The organism is Massilia jejuensis (genome assembly GCF_042656795.1).
In the GTDB taxonomy this organism is placed as follows: domain Bacteria; phylum Pseudomonadota; class Gammaproteobacteria; order Burkholderiales; family Burkholderiaceae_D; genus Telluria; species Telluria jejuensis.
The window spans coordinates 1-18,204 of sequence record NZ_JBHSMS010000068.1; the positions used below are offsets into that span (position 1 = coordinate 1).

An 18,204-nucleotide genomic window follows, 5' to 3' on the forward strand; every position below is an offset into this window, starting at 1 on the left:
TCATTGCTAAGGGGTCGCTCACTCAAAATACTGACCGTCACTCATCGCTGAGCAACGTATTTCTTCTTCGTGAACATTTGATAATTTAAGTAATCAGGAACCGAAGTTCCTGGCACCTTCATCAAACGCCCACACTTATCGACTGTTAATTGTTAAAGAACCGTATTCGGTACTGCCTTGCCGTGTTCTGCGAATCGTTGTGTTCGTCAGCAGCAGAGAGATGAGATTATGCAGTGTTTCGCGATTTTCGTCAAACTCTTTTTCTTGCGTGCACCGCGCTTTGCGCGGCTTCCTCTGTCCGCGCAACACCTTGTTGCGGTGCCGTTTTCAGCGGGCCTGCCGAAGCAGGAGGCGAATCATAGCAAGGCGCCCCACCGGCGGCAAGGCCTTTTTGATGCAGCTGCGCTGGCATCGGCCTTGCTAATACAACAGACAACAACACGGCGCCGCCCCTGTCGCCCCCCCCCGGCTGTAGCGCAACTGCCTATTGTTTGCTCAGTTCAGAGACAGGTGCTACATTAGAGGACAATCAATTCCCAGTGCGAGAGCCGCAGGCCAGGGCCACAAAGGAGACATGGAATGTTGCACCGAGACTCTGCGTCACGGCTGGACGGCCCTGGCTTGCCCCTGTCCGGTACTGCCTGGAATGGCGACACGGCAGCCCTGATCGAAACCTCGCACCGTCGCTCCGAAGGCTATGGCCTGTGTCCTGGCGCCCGCCCGGATTTCGGCCCGCTGGCCCGCAACGACCTGACGCTGCTGGTCGAGCAGAACCGCATGCTGCACACCCATGCGGTACCGGCCATGGAGACGCTCTACCAGCAAATCGTCAATACCCATAACATGGTGTTGCTGACCGATGCGCAGGGCGTCATCGTCCACTCGCTGGGCGATGCCGACTTCCTCGAAAAAGCGAACCGCGTCGCGCTCACGCCGGGCGTGGCCTGGTCGGAAGAGCGGCGCGGCACGAATGCGATCGGCACCGCCATCGTCGAGAAGGCCCCGTCCCTGGTACACGCCGACCAGCACTTCCTCGCCGAAAACCACTTTCTGACTTGTTCGGCCGCGCCGATCACCGACCACCAGGGGCGCGTGGTCGGCGTGCTCGATGTAAGCGGTGACCAGCGCAGCTATCACAAGCACACCATGGCCCTGGTGCGCATGTCGGCACTGATGATCGAGAACCAGCTGTTCTCGGCCACTTTCGAGCATGCGATCACGCTGCACTTCCACGCCCGGCCGGAATTCATCGGCACCCTGATGGAAGGAATTGCTTCCTTCAGTCCGGGTGGACGTTTCCTGGCCGCGAACCGCAACGGCCTGTTCCAGCTCGGCCTATCCTACCCGGCGCTGCAGTCGCATACCTTCAGTTCCCTGTTCGGCTTGCCGGTCGCGGCTCTGTTCGACCACTACCGCACCGCCGCGCCCTGCCTGCTCGACCTGTGCATGCACAACGGCGTGCGCGTGCGCGCACGCGCCCAGCTGCGCCTGGGCAGCGGCGTGCATGCGCTGACCAGCCCGGTCGAAGCGAGGACGCCGGTCGCGGCACCGCCCGCCGCACGTTCGCGCCGCCTGTCCGGCCTGCGCTACCTCGACACCGGCGACCCGCAACTGGCCCAGGTGATCGCCAAGGTGAACAAGGTGCTGGGACGCGATATTCCGATCCTGGTCATGGGCGAAACCGGCACCGGCAAGGAATTGCTGGCCCAGGCGATCCACAACGATTCGCCGCGCGCGCAAGGCCCCTTCGTGGCCGTGAACTGCGCCTCGATTCCAGAAACGCTGATCGAGTCCGAACTGTTCGGCTACGAAGAAGGCGCCTTTACCGGCGCACGCAAGAAGGGGGCGGTCGGCAAGATCCTGCAGGCGAACGGCGGCACGCTTTTTCTCGACGAGATCGGCGACATGCCGGTCAGCCTGCAGGCGCACTTGCTGCGCGTGCTGCAGGAGCGGATGGTCACGCCGCTCGGCAGCGGCAAGTCAATCCCCGTCAATGTCGAACTGATCTGCGCCACCAACCACAACCTGCGCGAGCGCATCGCGCGCGGGCTGTTCCGCGAAGACCTGTACTACCGCCTCAACGGGCTGGTCGTGAAACTGCCGCCGCTGCGCGACCGCACCGATCTCGACACGGTGGTGCGCAAGATCCTGTCCCTCGAGTCCGATGGCGGCAGCTATACGGTGTCGGACGAAGTGCTGCGCCTGTTTCGCCAGCATAAATGGCCGGGCAACTTCCGCCAGCTCACCAACCTGCTGCGCACGGCCGTCATCATGGCCGGCGACGAGCAGGAAATCGGCCTGCGCCACATGCCCGACGACTTCCTCGACGATATCGACCAGGCAGCGCCTGTCGCGTCCATGGCCAGCGCCGAACGCATGATCGCCAACGGCGCCAACCTCGAAGAGATGGAATTGAGCGCCATTCTCAAATCGCTCGAGGCGCACGGCGGCAACGTCTCGGCCACCGCGCGCGCACTGGGCGTGTCGCGCAATACGATCTACCGCAAGCTGCCCCATCTCAAGTAGGCCCGCCACTTACGCCAGCTCGGGAAAACCGGGCGAGCGCCGCACCCGGCCCGGCTTGTCGATCGTGAGCAGGTCGACGCCGGGCAGGCGCGCGGCCAGCGCATGGGCGCTGTGGCTGCCCAGCACCATGAAGGCGGTCGACAGCCCGTCCGCTTCGATGCCGCTCGGCGCGACCACGGTGACGCTGGCCAGCTCAAGAGGCGAGTCGCCCGTGGCCGGATCGACGATGTGGTGGTGCAGGCGGTCGGGCGAGAACACGGCCTCATAGTCGCCCGAGGTGGCGATGCAGCGCCCGTCGAGGCGCACCGCCGCGGCAAGGCGCCCGGGCACGCGCGGATCGGGCACGCCGAGCTGCCAGGGACGCGCGCCCGCATCGCCGGTGGCGGCGAATTCGCCCGTATCGAGCAGGGCGTGGACCACGCCGTGCGCCCGCACCGCGCGCAGCGCCAGGTCGGCGGCATAACCCTGCGCCAGGCCGTTGAGCGTGATGCGCATGCCGGGTTTGCGCAGCACCACGCGTTCGGGCGAGGCGTCGACCAGGTTCCAGCCAACCAGCGCGCGCGCCTGCGCGCGTTCGCGGCTCGACGCGAGCCTGCCGGCGCTGGCCGCATGCGCGCCGGCCTGCCACAGCGGCTGCACGGTGATGTCGAAGGCGCCGGCGGTCAATTGCGACAGCGCGCGCGCATGGCGCAATACCGCCAGCAGGTGCGGATCGGGCCGCGCCAGCACGCCATCGCGATTCAGGCGCGCCACCTCGCTGGCCGGATCGTAAATGCTCATCAGGCGGTCGACGCTCTGTACGCTGGCCAGGGCATCGCGAATGGCCAGGCGCGCCAGGCCGGCATCGGCATGGCGCACGCTGACGCCCACCGTCGTACCGAACGCAAGCGCCGCGCCATGATGCAGGGGCGCGTGGGACGCCCCCGCTGCCGGCGCCCCCAGCATCGTGCCGAGACTGGCCGCCATGAATCGCCGTCGTTCCATTGTCTGCTCTCCCTTCATAGCGCCGGCACGATCGGAATCGACCGCGCACGTTTTTTTTCCTGGATGCGCGGCGCGCATAGCGCATCGCTTTCGATGATCGCCACGCAATCGAGGCATTGAAAACACTCGTCGTACTGCACCTTGCCGGCCGGGTCGATGGCGCCATAGGCGCAGCGGTGGCGGCAGGTCTGGCAGGGCGTGCCGCATTCGGCGCGGCGCGGGATCCAGTCGAGCATGCGCACCTTCCCCAGCAGCGCCAGCGCCGCGCCGAACGGGCACAGGTAGCGGCAAAAGAATTTATAGGACACCATCGACAGCGCCAGCAGTCCTGCCGCCCAGGCGACGAACGGCCAGGCGCGCACGAAGCCGAGCGTGATCGCCGTTTTGAACGGCTCTACCTCGACCAGGCGGTCGGCCAGGGACGGCGCGAACAGGCTGGCAAGGACGATCGCCGCCAGCACCCCGTACTTGACGCGTTTCAGCCCCAGGTCGAGGCGGCGCTTGATGCGCAGCTGCGGCAGGCGTACGAGCTTGCCGGCGTAGGCGGCCAGCTCCTGCAGCGCCCCGTAAGGACAGAGCCAGCCGCAAAAGGCGCCACGGCCCCAGGCCAGCAGCGAGACCAGCACCACGACGATCAAGACCAGCGACATCGGATCGAACAGCAGAAAGCCCAGGCTGCGCCCGGCGCGCAAGGCTTGCAGCACGCCCGTGATGTTGACGATCGAGAGCTGGGCCTGCGCCACGTAGCCGATGAAGACGACCGTGAACAGCAGCCAGCCGCGGCGCAGCCAGGCCAGGCGCTTGACGTTGCGCACCAGGCGCGTCGGGAACGCCAGCGCCACCCCGAGCAGGGCCAGCGCGGCGCCCAGCACGGCCAGATGCGGCAGGCGCTGGCGCCAGCTGGCATGCCAGGCCGGCGCCGCCGGTTCCGGCGCGATGTAGTAGCGCGCGGGCAGCTGGTAGCGCAGGCGCAGCTCGCGCGTGATTTTTTCCGGGTACACGATGCCCTTGCTGCGCGTGATGGGCAGGGAAAACTCCAGCGGCTGGGCGGGATCGAGCCCGGCCTGGCCGATCACGCGCAGGGCGACGATCTCGGTCACCGGCAGCCGGGCGCCGGGCGCCAGCGCCAGTTCGAGGTCGAGGTCGCGCAGCTCGATCGGCAGGCGGTCCTGGCGCAGCGCGATCCCGCCCGGCACGCTGCCGCGCACGAAGTCCTCGCTCAGGATGCCTTGGCGGCCTGCGCTCAGCGTCACGAAGGCGTGGTCGCCCGGATCGAGGCGATTGGCAAGACGGCGCCAGCTGGGCGCGTCGAGCAGGTTGCGTCCCGCGCCCGGGACCGAGGCCCAGGCCAGGTACAGGTCGACGAACACCGCGTCCGGCTGCGCCAGCGCTTCGGCGTCCAGGCCGGCGCCCGCGCTGCCGGCGAACAGGGCCTCGACATCGCGGTTCAAGACCCGCAAGTGCGCGAGCAGGCCGGCTTGCTGCAAGGCGCGCAGGTCCATCGGTTCGACCGGCGCGGCGCGGATGCGGGCGATGCGGCTCGGGTCGCGTCCGGCGGCAAAGCCCAGTTTGGCGCGCGCCACCTGCAAGGCGGCCGACAGCACACTCTGGTTGATGATGCGCACCGACGCGGTCGCCTTCGACACGCCGTCGAGACGCACCCGGTTCGGCCCGCCCGGCCCGCCGACCTCGATGCTCTGGCCGAGCGACGCGCCTTTGTACTGGGCGACGAAGGCGAACAGCGGCGCTTCGCCCAAGCCGTCCAGGAAGACGGGCTCGTGCTGCGAGAGCACGGCGACATCGAGGAACACGCCTTGCGGATCGATGGCGACGAGCAGGTTGACCGGCACGCCCGTGAAGCCGGGGATGGGCGCGAGGTCGACCGATTCGAAGACATAGCCGACCAGTTCGGTGGCGGTGCCGTTTTGCTTGAAGAGCGGCCAGGCCGGCACATCGGCGGCGCGCTCGCCGACGGTCAGCGGCGCGGGGAAGCGGCGTACGAGATCGGCGTGCGTCAGGACGCCCGCCGCCGCGGGCGCGGCAGCGAGCGCCAGCGCCCACAGAAGCAGGATCATCCGCATTGCCTGCCGCATTGGCCACATTCCGCGCTCCTGCACCGCCAGCTCCGCGTTAGAAGAAGATGATGCCGCCGAGGGCGATGCCATTCATCTTGTCGCGCGCACCGTCGAAGCCTTGCGAGCGCGTCTGGCCGGCTTCGGCCACCAGCGTGACCGCGCTGTTCAAGGCGTAATAGGCGCCGGCGGTCAGGTTGGCGTTCGATCTCAGGCCGCCGGTCCCGAGCGTGTCGTCGGCATTCACGCTGCGTCCGTAGCTGAGGCCGAGCTTGAGCTTGTCCGTTACCTTGTACGTGCCTTGCGCGAGGTAGTGGGTGCTGCGCACGCGGCCCTGGTCGGCGTCCGACAGGATGCCCAGGCCGGTACCGCGCTGGGCGTTCAGCAGCAGGCCGGCCGGACCGTCCTGGTACAGCACGCCCACCTCGATCGCGCGCATCGACAAGTCCGGCGTCGTGGCCGCGACCGGCTCGAAGCGCTGGCCCTTGGCGCCGATCCAGCCTTTCAGGCCTCCCATGGTGAGCGTCAACTGCGCCTGCAGCTGCGGGCTCGAGTCGGCCGAATAGGCGGAGCCGGCCACCACCGGCGTATCGGCCACCGGACTCATGACGCCGAGGTCGACGCCCAGGCCCGAGGGCATCTTCGGCGTGCTGTAGGTAATCTGGCCATAGGTGCCGAGATAGCTGTAGCCGGCGCCGATGTGGCCGAGCGCGACGCGTCCGCGCTGGGTCGCCTGCACCGGCGCGCCCGCGCCCACCAGGGTCATGTCGTTGAGGATGGCGTTGGCGCCGAAGATGCCGTAATCGCGTCCGAGCTTGACGCTGCCCATGCTCGCGTTCCCGACGGTGAAGAAGGCCTGGCGCACGTCGACGCTGCTGTTTTGCGCGATCGCGCTGTCGGTGGCGGTGGCGGCATAGATACCGACCAGCGCCTTGACGTCATACCCGCCCTGGCTGGTGGCGGCCGAGGCGATCAGCGCGTTGGGCAGCAAGCCGTTGCCGATCGTGGTGCGGCGGTCCTTGCCGCCGCAGCCGAGGCCCTCGCCGCCGAGCGCCAGGCCGCCCACCGCGCCGCCCTCGCAATCGACGGCCGTGTAGTAGGCGTTCACGATGCCGCCCACCGACACGGTCCAGTCGCCGGCCTTGATGTCGACCGCCAGGGCCGGCTGCACGCATGCGGCCAGCGCGCTCAGTACATATAATTTTTTCATCGCCCGTCTCCTGCTTCTCTCGTTTTGGTTGTCGCATCACGTGATGCAACGAAGAACGATGGCAAATCGCGTGCCGGGTTCATCAAGGCATGAAACGGACGGTTTGGCATGTTTTTTTGCGCCGAATTGGATCAGCCGCTGTGCCCGGTGCGCCGTTTTGGAACCGGGGCGTGCCAGGCCGCCATGCCGGCGCTGTCGCAAGGGCCAGAAACGAAAAAACCGACGGCTACAGCCGTCGGCAAAGGCACCACAAGCCAGCATGGCCGTTGGAGGTCGGCCACGCAGTCATCAAGTCCTGGTGGGCAGTTTGAAGACCCAGACCGAACCGCCCTGCTCGAGGAAATTGACCTTCTTCGCCACTTCCCCGCCCCACAGCGGCACCGCGCCGCCCCAGCCGGACACCACGGCCACGTACTGCACGCCGCCCTCTTCCCAGGTCACCGGCGGCGCCACCACGCCGGAGCCGGTCTGGAACTTCCACAGTTCCTTGCCGGTCTTGGCGTCGAGCGCCTTGAGGTAGCCTTCAGGCGTGCCGTAGAAGACCAGGCCGCCGGCGGTGGTCATCACCCCGCCCCACAGCGGCGCGTCGTTCTTGACTTCCCAGACGATCTTGCCGCTCTTCGGGTCGACCGCGCGCAGGGCACCGATGTAGTCGTCGAACAGCGGCTTGATGGTGAAGCCGGCGCCAAGGAAGGCGCCGCCCTTCTTGTAGCTGATCGGTTCGTTCCAGATGTCCATGCCCCATTCATTGGCCGGCACGTAGAACAAGCCGGTCTGCGGGCTGTAGGCCATCGGCATCTGGTTTTTCGCGCCGAGGAAGGCCGGTGCGGCGAACACGGTCGAGCCCTTCTTGCCGTCGCCATTGCCCTTGGTCGGGTCGCTCGGGCGGTTGGCGGCGACGAAGTTCGGACGCCCGGTCTTCAGGTCGATGCTGCTGGCCCAGGTGATCTTGCGTACGAAGGGGAAGGCGTTCTGCAGCTTGCCGTCCTTGGCGTCGATCACGTAGAAGAAGCCGTTGCGGTCCGCCTTGCCGCCGTAGCGCTTGCCGTTCATGTCGAAGGTGACGAACTCGTTGGCGCCGTCGAAGTCCCAGGAATCGTTGGGCGTGTTCTGGTAAGCCCATTTGATCTGGCCGGTCTTCGGGTCCAGCGCCACGGTCGACGACGAGTACAGGTTGTCGCCCGGGCGCAGGTGGCTGTTCCAGGGCGCCGGGTTGCCGGTGCCGAAATAGGCCAGGCCCGTGCTTTCGTCATAGGTGCCGCCCATCCAGGTCGAGGCGCCGCCGGTCTTCCACAGATCGCCCGGCCAGCTCTTGTTGACGGTGCCGGTGATGCCGTTCTCGATGGCCTTGCCTTCCTTGTCGTAGCGGTAGCCCATGTGGCCTTCGACGGTAGGACGCATCCAGACCATTTCGCCGGTCATCGGATTTCTCGCTTCGACGCGGCCGACGACGCCGAATTCGCCGCCCGACACGCCCGTCATCAGCAGGCCGTTGGCGATCAGGGGCGCGGCCGTCATCGAATAGCCGGCCGCGTAGTCGTCGACTTTCTCCTTCCACACTACCTTGCCCGTGTTCTGGTCGAGCGCGACGAGCTGGGCGTCGAGGGTGCCGAAGATGACGAGGTTGCCGTACAGGGCGGCCCCGCGGTTGACCACGTCGCAGCAGGGCATGATCCCGTCGGGCAGGCGGTGCTCGTACTTCCACAGCTTGGCGCCGCTTTTCAGGTCGACCGCAAAGATGCGCGAGTAGGACGCGGTGACGAACATCTTGCCGTTGTGGATCAGCGGCTGCGATTCCTGCCCGCGCTGCTTTTCGCCGCCGAAGGAAAACGACCAGGCCGGCACCAGCTGGCCCACGGTACGGGTGTTGATCTTGGTGAGCGGCGAATAACGCTGCCCTTCGGTGCCCATGCCGAACGAGAGGACACTCTTGGTCTCCTTGGCATCGTTGGCCAGCATGGCGTTTGTGACATTCATTGCGTAGGCGGGGCTGAGGGCTGTCAGGCCAGCCAGCAGCCAAAGGATGGGTTGTTGCACGATGGTCTCCCTGTTGTTGTGGTGATGCTGCGGTCAAGCGAACTTGCGTGGCGGCTGCGCGCGCAGCAGCGCGCATTCGTCGTCGGTAAACAGGCGTGAGCGGGTGAGGAAGCGGCGGCCTGTGCCGTTGTCGAGCGAAAACATGCCGCCGTTGCCGGCGACGACGTCGATGATCAACTGCGTGTGTTCCCAGTAGCTGAACTGCTCCATCCCCATGTAGAAGGGCGTGCCGCCGAGGTTGCCGAGATAGACGTCGCTGTCGCTGACGTTGAATTCCCCGGCCGGATAGCACATCGGCGCGCTGCCGTCGCAGCAGCCGCCGGACTGGAAGAACATCAGCGGGCCATGGCGCCGCCGCAGCTCCTCGATGAAATCCAGCGCGGCCGGTGTCGCCGTCACGCGCTCGAGCGAAGTGGCCATGGCCGATCTCCGAAAATGTATTAAAAACACTCCAAAATTGGAGTACCTATGGAGTCGCGGGACGTGCCGGCCTCAGGTCCCGCCGGTATGGCGGGACCCGGACCGCCCTGTCCTGGAATCAGAAGAAGCCCAGCGCTTTCGGGCTGTAGCTGACCAGGAGATTCTTGGTCTGCTGATAGTGGTCGAGCATCATCTTGTGGTTCTCGCGGCCGATGCCCGACTGCTTGTAGCCACCGAAGGCGGCGTGGGCCGGGTACAGGTGGTAGCAGTTGGTCCAGACGCGGCCGGCCTGGATGGCGCGGCCCATGCGGAAGGCGCGCGAGGCGTCGCGCGTCCACAGCCCGGCGCCCAGGCCGTACAAGGTATCGTTGGCGATGCGCAGCGCATCGGCTTCGTCCTTGAAGGTCGTCACCGACACCACCGGTCCGAAGATCTCTTCCTGGAAGATGCGCATCGTGTTGTCGCCCTTGAACACGGTCGGCTTCACGTAATAGCCGCCGGACAGTTCGCCGCCCTGGTCATTGCGCCCGCCGCCGGCCAGCACTTCGGCGCCTTCCTGGCGGCCGATGTCGAGGTAGGACAGGATTTTTTCCAGCTGTTCCTGCGAGGCCTGGGCGCCGATCATGGTCGACGAATCGAGCGGATTGCCCTGCTTGATCGCCGCCACCCGCGCCAGGGCGCGTTCGATGAACCGTTCGTAGATCGATTCCTGGATCAGCACGCGCGAGGGGCAGGTGCACACTTCGCCCTGGTTCAGCGCGAACATGGCGAAGCCTTCCAGGCACTTGTCGAAGAATTCGTCGTCCGCATCCATCACGTCGGCGAAGAAGATGTTGGGCGACTTGCCGCCCAGTTCCAGCGTGACCGGGATCAGGTTCTGCGCAGCGTATTGCATGATCAGGCGCCCGGTGCCGGTTTCGCCCGTGAACGCGATCTTGGCGATGCGCTTGCTCGATGCCAGCGGCTTGCCCGCCTCGAGGCCGAAGCCGTTGACGACATTGATCACGCCCGGCGGCAGCAGGTCGCCAATGAGTTCCATCAGCACCAGGATCGAGGCCGGGGTCTGCTCGGCCGGTTTGAGCACGACGCAGTTGCCGGCCGCCAGGGCTGGCGCCAGCTTCCAGACCGCCATCAGGATCGGGAAGTTCCACGGAATGATCTGGCCGACCACGCCGAGCGGCTCGTGGAAGTGGTAAGCGTAGGTTTCATGGTCGATCTGGGCGATCGAGCCTTCTTGCGCGCGGATGGCGCCGGCAAAATAACGGAAATGGTCGATGGCGAGCGGAATGTCGGCCGCCATCGTCTCGCGGATCGGCTTGCCGTTGTCGATGGTCTCGGCGGTGGCGATCATCGTCAGGTTCTGCTCGATGCGGTCGGCGATCTTGTTGAGGATGTTGGCGCGCTCGGCCGGCGAAGTCTTGCCCCAGGCTTCCTTCGCTTCATGGGCCGCGTCGAGCGCCAGTTCGATGTCTTCGGCGGTCGAACGGGCGATCTCGCAGAAAGGCTGGCCGGTGATCGGGGTGATGTTGGGGAAATACTCACCCTTGGTTGGCGCCACGAACCGGCCGCCGATGTAGTTGTCGTAGCGTTGCTTGAACGGATTGGCGACGCCGAGCTTGCTGATGTCTGCGAGATTCATGTCATCCTCTTTCTTCGTGGTTATGGGCCGTTAGCCTTAACGGGTGTGTCGAAGCACCCCTATCGTTTCGCAAGCGCCGTGCCAGCCCCCTGTCATGGGAAAAACCGCCCGGCGCCGCGTGTTTCTGGTACACCTGCTCCAGATTGAAACAGCGCAACGGATCAGCAGATCAGCGGATCAGTACGCCCCAGGGCAGCGCACCCACCGGAATGTCGTTCAGGCGCGTATTGCTGGCCGTATCGATGACCGAGACGCTGCCCGAGCGGCCATTGGCCACGTACAGGCGGGCCCCGTCGGGCGTGAGCGCCATGTTCCAGGGGCGCTTGCCCACCGCAATGGTGGTCGTGACGGTGTTGGTGGCGGCATCGATCACCGTGACCGTGCCGTCGATGCCGTTGCTGGCATACACTTGGCGGCCGCTGGGGTGGACGGCGATGCCGGCCGTGTTGCGCCCGGCGGGAATGGTGGCCAGCGCACGCCGCGTCGCCATGTCGATGACGACCACGGTGTTCGCCAGTTCGCAGGCAACATAGGCCCGCGCGCCGTCGGGAGAAAAGGCGATGCCGCGCGGACGCAGGCCGACGGCCACGCTGCCGCTCTGGCGCCGCGCGGCGACGTCGATCAGGTCGACCTGTTCGGCGTCCTCGGCGCTGACCAGCAGCCATTTGCCGTCCGGGCTGAACACGGCGTGCTCCGGGTTGCGTCCCTGGACCGGGATCTCGGCCAGGACGCGGCGCGTAGCGGCCTCGACCAGCACCACGCTGTTGCTCTCCTCGACCGCCACGGCCAGCCAGCGGCCGTCGGCCGAGGCGCTCACGCCCTCGGGCGATTTGCCGACCGCGACGCTGGCGAGCGTGGCGCCGCTGGCGGCGTCCAGCGCCAGCAGGGCGCCGGCGCCGGCGTCGGTGACCCACAGGACGCGTCCCGCCGGGTCGGCCGCGATGCCGCGCGGCCGTTTGCCGGCGGCAATTTCGCGAACCAAGGCGCCGCTATCGGTGTCGATCACGCTGAGGGTGGCCGATTTTTCGTTCGGCACGTAAGCGAAGGGCGCGGCGCCGGCGTGGCAGGTGGCCAGCGCGACGGCCAGCAACAGGGCGGGGCTTGCAAGGCGCATGTGCATCATGGGAATCCTTATGTCGTGGTAAGCGCGGAGCGCGATAGCTAATATTCGACTGGAAATACTTGTGGATTGTGGCAGCCAACAACACGTTTATTCCTGGACGAGTACTGGGAGAAATGCAAGCGTCATGCCATCGGTGTGCGCACGCGTTTTCGCCATGGCAGGTATATTGCTAGTCAAATTGCCAGGCAAATTAGTAAGCCCTGCCAACGGGGCTATCACAACAATGGAGAGACAATGACGCAACACGCATTTCGCCTGAACGCGATCGCCGCCCTGTGCGCCTGCTGGCCGCTGGCGGCGCTTGCCGCCGCTGCGCCGGCGGCCGCCCCCGCCGCCGCCCCTGCCGCCGCCCCGGCAGCGACCGGTACGGCGCAGGGGCCGATGGCCGTCGTGGTCGTCACCGGCAGCCGCTCCGAGCACACCAGTTTCGACTTGCCGGCCGCGATCGACGTGATCGACGCCTCGCAGATCCGCGACACCCAGCCGCGCGTGAACGCCTCCGAGGCGCTGGCCGCGGTGCCGGGCCTGGTCGCGCGCGACCGCCAGAACTATGCGCAGGACTTGCAGATTTCCTCGCGCGGCTTCGGCGCCCGTTCCGCCTTCGGCGTGCGCGGCGTGCGCCTGATCGCCGACGGCATTCCCGCCACCATGCCCGACGGCCAGGGCCAGGCCGCCACCTTCAACCTCGACATGGCCGAGCGCATCGAAGTGCTGCGCGGCCCCTTCTCGGCGCTCTACGGGAATCACTCGGGCGGCGTCATCCAGCTGTTCACGCGCGATCCGAAAGGACCGCCCGCGATCGAGACGAGCTTTTCGGCCGGCAGCTACGGCATGCGCAAGCTCGACGTCAACGCCCAGGGCGAAGCGAACGGCGTCGGCTACCTGCTCGACGCCTCGCGCTTCGACATCGACGGCTTTCGCGACCATGGCGCCGCCAGGCGCGACCAGGCCTATGCCAAGCTGACGGTGGCGCCCTCCGCCGCCAGCCGCCTGGTATTCACCGCCAGCGGCCTGCGCCAGGACGACACGCAAGACCCGCTCGGCGTCACCTGGGCGACTTACCAGCGCGACCCGCGCGCCGGCGAGATCGACGCCACCGACACGGCCACTCCGCGGCGCACCCTGGCCGAGCGCTACAACACCCGCAAGAGCATCGACCACAAGCAGATCGGCGTGACCTGGGAACAGCGCTTCGGCGCGAATCGCCTGCAGGCGACGGCCTACGGCGGCAACCGGCGCGTGGTGCAGTACCAGTCCTTCTCGCGCGGCTTCCAGGCGCCGCCGACGCACTCGGGCGGCGTGATCGACTTCGACCGCGAATTCCTCGGCCTCGACCTCAACTGGCGCGACGTGCGCGAGCTGGGCGGCGGCACCCTGCGCACCACGGTCGGTATCGACGCCGGCCGCTCGCTCGATTCGCGCCAGGGCTTCGAGAATTTCGTCGGCGACGTCTTCGGCGTGCGCGGACGCCTGCGCCGCGACGAGGAAGACAAGGTGTCGAACCTCGACCCCTACCTGCAGGCCGAATGGGAGCGCGACGCCTGGGTCGTCACGGCCGGCCTGCGCCACAGCCGCGTCAAGTTCGAGGTGGCCGACCGCTACCTGTCGAACGGCAACGACAGCGGCGCGGTGCGCCACAGCCACACGACGCCCCTGGTCGGCGTGCTCTATAAAGTCTCGCCGACCCTGAACGTGTATGCGAGCGCGGCGCGCGGCTTCGAGACCCCGACCCTGAACGAAGTGTTTTATTCGGGTGCCGGCGGCGGCTTCAATTTCAACTTGCAGCCGGCCATCGGCACGCACCTGGAAGCGGGCATCAAGACACTCGTGACGGACAAGGTGCGGGTGAACGCGGCGCTGTTCCAGGTAAAGACGCGCGACGAGGTCGTGGTCGACGTCGCCAGCGGCGGACGCACCAGCTTCCGCAACGCCAGTGCCACCCTGCGCCAGGGCGGCGAATTGTCGCTCGATGCGGACCTGGGCGCCGGCTGGAACGCCAAGCTCGCCCTGTCGGCGCTGCGCGCCGTCTACGATGCCGGTTTTGGCAACGTGCCGAAAGGCAGCCGCTTGCCGGGCGTGCCCAAGGCCAGCGTCTACGGGGAGCTGGGCTGGAAGGAAGCGGCGGGCCGCTATGGCGCGGCGCTGGAGACCATCGCCAACGGGCGCGTGTATGCCGAGGACACCAATACCCAGCAGGCCGCGCCGGGCTATGCCATCTTCAATCTGCGGGCACAGGCCAGCCAGGCCTGGAGCGGGTGGAAGTTCAAGCAGTTCGTGCGCCTGAATAACCTGTTCGACAAGCAGTATGTCGGGTCGGTGATCGTGGGCGATGCGAATCGGCGGTTCTATGAAGGAGCGCCGGGGAGGAACTGGGTGGTGGGGGTGAGTGGACAGTACCAGTTCTGATGGGCGTGGGCGGATTCCCCGCCCACGCGCTCACCGTTCAAGCACCGGATCCACGTCGCGCCAAAGGTCAGAACCGGTAGCGCACGCCCGCATGGACCGTACGGGGCGCGCCCGGCGCCACGAAGCGCGCATGCGCCGGCGCCACTTCACCGGCATGCGGCTGCAACAGGCGCCCGTCCGGGAACAGGTCCACCGCGACCGCCCCGAACGTTTCGTAGCGCCGGTCGAACACGTTGTTCACCCGCGCAAAAAGCTCCCATCGCGGCGCTGGAAGCCAGCGTGCGTGCAGGTTGACGAGCGCATGCCCGCGCACGCTCCAGTCGGCCCGGCGCGCATCGTCGGCATCGTCGGCATCGGCGATCAGGCCATCCTCGTTGCCCTGGGTCGCCCGGTGCGACGCCGCCTGCAGGTCCGCTCCCAGCACCAGCCCCGGCCGCGCATCCCAGTCCAGGCCCAGTTTCAGCGTATGGCGCGGCAAGCCCGCGATCGGGGTGCCCGGCCCGACTTGCACCGTGCGCGCGCCCGTAAACAGCGTGCCGTCTGCATCGTAGGTCGCGCGCAGGTAACTGTAGTCGGCGCTCGCCCGCCATGCGCCCCACTGCCCGTGCGCGCCCAGGTCCGCGCCCTCGTGCCGGGTGCGCGCGAAGTTGGAAAAATAACCGGCGCGCGAGGCGCCGGCGCGGCCGAACAGGATGTCGTCGCGGTTCACGGTGCGATACAGCGTGGCGCTGAAGCCCGAGCGCACGTCCCCGCCGCGCAGGCCCGCTTCCAGCGTGCGCGAGATCACCTGTTTCAGATATGGGTCCGATTGCAGGCCGACCGGCAAACGGCAAGGTTCGGCCGGATCGGCGCAACCGAGTTCGATCACGGTCGGCACCCGGTTGCTCTGCGCGATATTCGCGAACCAGGTCAGCGGCCCGCGTTCATGCGTGATGCCGAGCGCCGGGTTCAGGCGGCGATAAGTAAACGACTCGTGCGGCTTGGGCCCGTCTTCAGTGGTCAGGGTGTTGCCGACACGGGCGTGGTTGTAGCGCGCGGAGGCCGTCAGCTGGGTCGATGGCGCCAGCGCCAGGGTGGCGGCGGCGTAGACGCCGAACGCGCGGGCGCTACCGGTCACCGAGGATGCCGGCTCGCGCTCTTCGAGCGGATCGCCCTCGACGCCGCGCGCGGCCGTGAAGAATGCCTCTTGCTCGAACTGGGCGAAGTCGACCCGGCTGCGGTCCCAGGCCGCGCCCACGTTGAAGCGGTTGCCGCGCACCGCATGCGCCAGGTTGATGCTGGCGCCTTGTCCGCGCTGGCGCGTGCTGGTCGTGTTCAGGCTGGCCGGGTGCAGGGCCGCGCCTTGCTCGCGCGTAAAGGCGCACTCGTCGGGCTCGCGCGCGCTGCCGTCGTCCAGGAAGCCTTCGGCGCAGTCCTCGACGTAATCGCCATACTCGTCGCCGACGTCGCCGCCGACGGTATCGCGCCGGCTGCCGCGCGCGTAGGCCGACGCGGTCAGCTCGCTGCCCGGCGCCAGCCGGTGCGTGAGCCGGAACGCCCCTTGCAGCAGGCGGTTGCGGGTACGGTCGGGGAAGGTATAGACCGCGCGCCGGTCTTCTTCGTACAGGCCCGGCGCGCGCGCGCCGTCTTCGTCGCGGTAGCTCGGCAGCAGGCCGTTGCCGAGCAGGCGGCTGCGTCCGCCCAGCAAGGTCACCTGCCAGTCGGTGCGCTCGCCCTCGCGCCCGGCCTTGAGGAACAGGTTGCCCAGGCGCCCATCCGAACGGGCGCGCCAGCCGTCCTCGTCGAACAAGGTGGCGGCGGCGAAGCCGTGCCAGCCGTCGGCGCCGCGCATGCCGTAGGCCAGGTCGGCGCGGCGCCGGCCATGCTCGCCGATCGACAGCGTGATGTCGGCGCCGGGATCCTGCAGGCCCGAGCGCGTCTCGAGCGCGATCGCGCCGCCCAGGGTATTGAGGCCATACAGGGGATTCGAGCCGGGCACCAGCCACAGGCGGCCGAGCGCCGCTTCCGGCAGCATGTCCCAGTTGACCACGTCGCCGAAGGGTTCGTTGACGCGCACGCCGTCGAGATAGACGGACAGGCCCTGCCCGGTGCCGAGGATGGGCGAGGCGCGAAAGCCGCGGTAGGTCAGGTCGGCCTGGAAGGGGCTGCCCGAAATCTCGTTGACGTTGACGCCATGCAGGCGGCGCGCCATGGTCGCAACCAGGTTGCCGCCCTGCCCGTCGCGCAGCGCTTCGCGGTCGAGCGTCTGCACGCCGTACGGCAGCAGGCGCGGGTCGCCGCCGCTGTCGGCGAAGGGCACCACGCCGACCACCTCCACGCGCGCGATCTGCGGCTCCTCCGCCTCCGGCGTTTCCGGGGTATTCGCCGCACTCGGCAGTTCCGGGCCGGCGGCGGCCCGTCCCAGCGCCAGCACCAGTGCACCGCCTACCACTACGCGTGCACTCACGGGGTCACTGCCTGCACGCCATGGCGCGCGAACAGGGCTTTCAATTCGCCGCTGGCGCTCATCTCGTTGAGCGCGGCCTGCAGGCGCCGCCCGAGTTCCTCGTCGTCCTTGCGCACCGCCATGCCGACCGCCCAGCCGGCACGCGGCAGGCGCTGGAAGCTCGCTTCACTGAGCGGAAAGGCCGGGTCGCCGCGCAGCGCCGCTTCGATCTCGGCGCGCTTGGCCAGTACCGCATCGAGTTCGCCCTTCTTCAAGGCCAGCAGCGCTTCGCCCGCGGTCGGATAAATGCGTACCTGGTCGCGAAAGCGCCCGTTGCCTTCTCCCAGCATCAGCATGCCGGCGATCGACACCTTCTCGACGCCGATGCGTTTGCCGACGAGGGCGTCGAGGTCGTCGAAGCGCGGGATGCTGCGCTCGGCGCGCACCAGGCGCAAGGTCTCGACGTAGTACGGCGCGAAGATGCGTACCTGCGGGTTGTCGACCATCAGGCGGTTGTCGACCGGCACGTGCAGCATCACGTCGGCCGGTCCGTAGCCGAGGTAGTGGCCCTTCCACACCATGTTGCGCAAGTCGTCGGCCACTTCTTCGTCGGCCGGAAATGGCATCAGGTTCAGCTTCAGTCCCAGGCGCGCGGCCAGCGCCGCGGCCAGGTCGACGTCGATGCCGGCGCCCTTGTCGGCGAACGGCGCGAACTCGTTATAGACCGCGACCTTCAACGCGCCGCTGGCCTGGATCTTGTTCCACTCGGCGTGTGCGGGCGGCAGCACGGCCAGCATCAGAAAGACTACCAACGACAAACAGAATCTGCTCATGCGCTCGGCTTTCAGGTTGGTCGATCAGTTGGTTTCGCGGCGCGTCTCGAGATAGGTCTTGATCGCCCACATCGCTTCCTGGTTGAATACGCCCTCGAAGGGCGGCATGTAGACCGCGCCATTGCGCACCTTGCCCTGGCGTACGCTGGTCAGGTAATAATTGTCCATCTCCTTGAAGCAGGCGGTTTTCTTGGCCGCGTTCTTCAGGCCGACGCAATCGCGGTCCATCTGGCGCAGGTCGGGCGCGATGCCGCCGGAGACCGCCTCCAGGCCATGGCAGCGCGCGCAATTCTGATTATAGGCCGAGGCGCCGATCTTCTGCGCCATGGCATTGCCCCGGTAGGGATTCTCGTCGCGCCATTTGTCGCCGAGGACCGGCAAGCCGCGCGTATCGACGCCCTGCGGCGTGACGTTGCCGTGGGCTTGCGCGAACGTCGAGGTGAAGGCGGCGGCGGACAGCGCCAGGGCGCAGCCAAGGGTACGGATCGGGTGCTTCATGCTTGTCTCCTGCGGTTATCGAATTCTGATG

General features: G+C 67.2%; 12 protein-coding genes. 2 read left to right on the forward strand and 10 right to left on the reverse strand.

What is annotated here, in order from left to right; translation table 11 throughout:
• Positions 1-579: 579 nt before the first annotated feature.
• Positions 580-2,526 carry a sigma-54-dependent Fis family transcriptional regulator gene (locus tag ACFPOU_RS19980; RefSeq protein ID WP_379725424.1) on the forward strand — a complete coding sequence of 649 codons (1,947 nt, stop codon included), beginning with the start codon at positions 580-582 and terminating at the stop codon, positions 2,524-2,526.
• A gap of 9 nt (positions 2,527-2,535) precedes the next feature.
• Here the strand turns inward: ACFPOU_RS19980 and ACFPOU_RS19985 are convergent, their stop codons facing one another.
• The 7 genes from ACFPOU_RS19985 to ACFPOU_RS20015 all read right to left on the reverse strand — a co-directional run bounded on the left by ACFPOU_RS19985 (position 2,536) and on the right by ACFPOU_RS20015 (position 12,011).
• Positions 2,536-3,510 (reverse strand): FAD:protein FMN transferase, encoded by a 975-nt coding sequence (locus tag ACFPOU_RS19985; protein ID WP_379725427.1) that lies wholly within the window; start codon positions 3,508-3,510, stop codon positions 2,536-2,538.
• 14 nt (positions 3,511-3,524) lie between these two features.
• Positions 3,525-5,585 (reverse strand): 4Fe-4S binding protein, encoded by a 2,061-nt coding sequence (locus ACFPOU_RS19990; protein WP_379725430.1) that lies wholly within the window; start codon positions 5,583-5,585, stop codon positions 3,525-3,527.
• A 55-nt stretch (positions 5,586-5,640) separates the two neighbouring features.
• Positions 5,641-6,792, reverse strand: coding sequence for a porin (locus ACFPOU_RS19995; protein ID WP_379725433.1), 1,152 nt, complete (start codon positions 6,790-6,792; stop codon positions 5,641-5,643).
• A 288-nt stretch (positions 6,793-7,080) separates the two neighbouring features.
• Positions 7,081-8,769 (reverse strand): PQQ-dependent methanol/ethanol family dehydrogenase, encoded by a 1,689-nt coding sequence (locus tag ACFPOU_RS20000; RefSeq protein ID WP_379725499.1) that lies wholly within the window; start codon positions 8,767-8,769, stop codon positions 7,081-7,083.
• 93 nt (positions 8,770-8,862) lie between these two features.
• The gene (locus tag ACFPOU_RS20005; protein WP_379725436.1) at positions 8,863-9,249 is read right to left on the reverse strand and encodes a DUF779 domain-containing protein; all 387 of its coding nucleotides are present in this window, start codon (positions 9,247-9,249) and stop codon (positions 8,863-8,865) included.
• 118 nt (positions 9,250-9,367) lie between these two features.
• Positions 9,368-10,888 carry an aldehyde dehydrogenase gene (gene adh, locus ACFPOU_RS20010; protein ID WP_379725439.1) on the reverse strand — a complete coding sequence of 507 codons (1,521 nt, stop codon included), beginning with the start codon at positions 10,886-10,888 and terminating at the stop codon, positions 9,368-9,370.
• Between the two features lie 169 nt (positions 10,889-11,057).
• Positions 11,058-12,011, reverse strand: coding sequence for a beta-propeller fold lactonase family protein (locus tag ACFPOU_RS20015; RefSeq protein ID WP_379725442.1), 954 nt, complete (start codon positions 12,009-12,011; stop codon positions 11,058-11,060).
• Positions 12,012-12,245: 234 nt separating this feature from the next.
• Between ACFPOU_RS20015 and ACFPOU_RS20020 the strand changes: the two genes are divergently transcribed.
• Entirely contained in the window at positions 12,246-14,417 is a 2,172-nt protein-coding gene (locus tag ACFPOU_RS20020) for a TonB-dependent receptor family protein (RefSeq protein ID WP_379725445.1), read from the forward strand.
• Positions 14,418-14,484: 67 nt separating this feature from the next.
• Here the strand turns inward: ACFPOU_RS20020 and ACFPOU_RS20025 are convergent, their stop codons facing one another.
• From ACFPOU_RS20025 to pedF, 3 genes are read right to left on the reverse strand one after another with little or no spacing between them, the layout of a single operon-like run.
• Positions 14,485-16,863 (reverse strand): TonB-dependent receptor, encoded by a 2,379-nt coding sequence (locus ACFPOU_RS20025; protein WP_379725448.1) that lies wholly within the window; start codon positions 16,861-16,863, stop codon positions 14,485-14,487.
• The gene (locus tag ACFPOU_RS20030; RefSeq protein ID WP_379725451.1) at positions 16,860-17,660 is read right to left on the reverse strand and encodes a substrate-binding periplasmic protein; all 801 of its coding nucleotides are present in this window, start codon (positions 17,658-17,660) and stop codon (positions 16,860-16,862) included. The genes ACFPOU_RS20025 and ACFPOU_RS20030 overlap by 4 nt, the downstream gene beginning before the upstream one ends.
• 39 nt (positions 17,661-17,699) lie before the next feature.
• Positions 17,700-18,173 carry a cytochrome c-550 PedF gene (pedF, locus tag ACFPOU_RS20035; protein WP_379725454.1) on the reverse strand — a complete coding sequence of 158 codons (474 nt, stop codon included), beginning with the start codon at positions 18,171-18,173 and terminating at the stop codon, positions 17,700-17,702.
• Positions 18,174-18,204: the final 31 nt, after the last annotated feature.

Bases quoted from the DNA above. Each gene is read 5' to 3' on its own strand.
- ACFPOU_RS19980 (WP_379725424.1), top strand. From the start codon at position 580: ATGTTGCACCGAGACTCTGCGTCACGGCTGGACGGCCCTGGCTTGCCC.
- ACFPOU_RS19985 (WP_379725427.1), bottom strand. From the start codon at position 3,510: ATGGAACGACGGCGATTCATGGCGGCCAGTCTCGGCACGATGCTGGGG.
- ACFPOU_RS20020 (WP_379725445.1), top strand. From the start codon at position 12,246: ATGACGCAACACGCATTTCGCCTGAACGCGATCGCCGCCCTGTGCGCC.
- ACFPOU_RS20015 (WP_379725442.1), bottom strand. From the start codon at position 12,011: ATGATGCACATGCGCCTTGCAAGCCCCGCCCTGTTGCTGGCCGTCGCG.
- ACFPOU_RS20005 (WP_379725436.1), bottom strand. From the start codon at position 9,249: ATGGCCACTTCGCTCGAGCGCGTGACGGCGACACCGGCCGCGCTGGAT.
- ACFPOU_RS19990 (WP_379725430.1), bottom strand. From the start codon at position 5,585: ATGATCCTGCTTCTGTGGGCGCTGGCGCTCGCTGCCGCGCCCGCGGCG.
- ACFPOU_RS20000 (WP_379725499.1), bottom strand. From the start codon at position 8,769: ATGAATGTCACAAACGCCATGCTGGCCAACGATGCCAAGGAGACCAAG.
- ACFPOU_RS19995 (WP_379725433.1), bottom strand. From the start codon at position 6,792: ATGAAAAAATTATATGTACTGAGCGCGCTGGCCGCATGCGTGCAGCCG.
- pedF (WP_379725454.1), bottom strand. From the start codon at position 18,173: ATGAAGCACCCGATCCGTACCCTTGGCTGCGCCCTGGCGCTGTCCGCC.
- adh (WP_379725439.1), bottom strand. From the start codon at position 10,888: ATGAATCTCGCAGACATCAGCAAGCTCGGCGTCGCCAATCCGTTCAAG.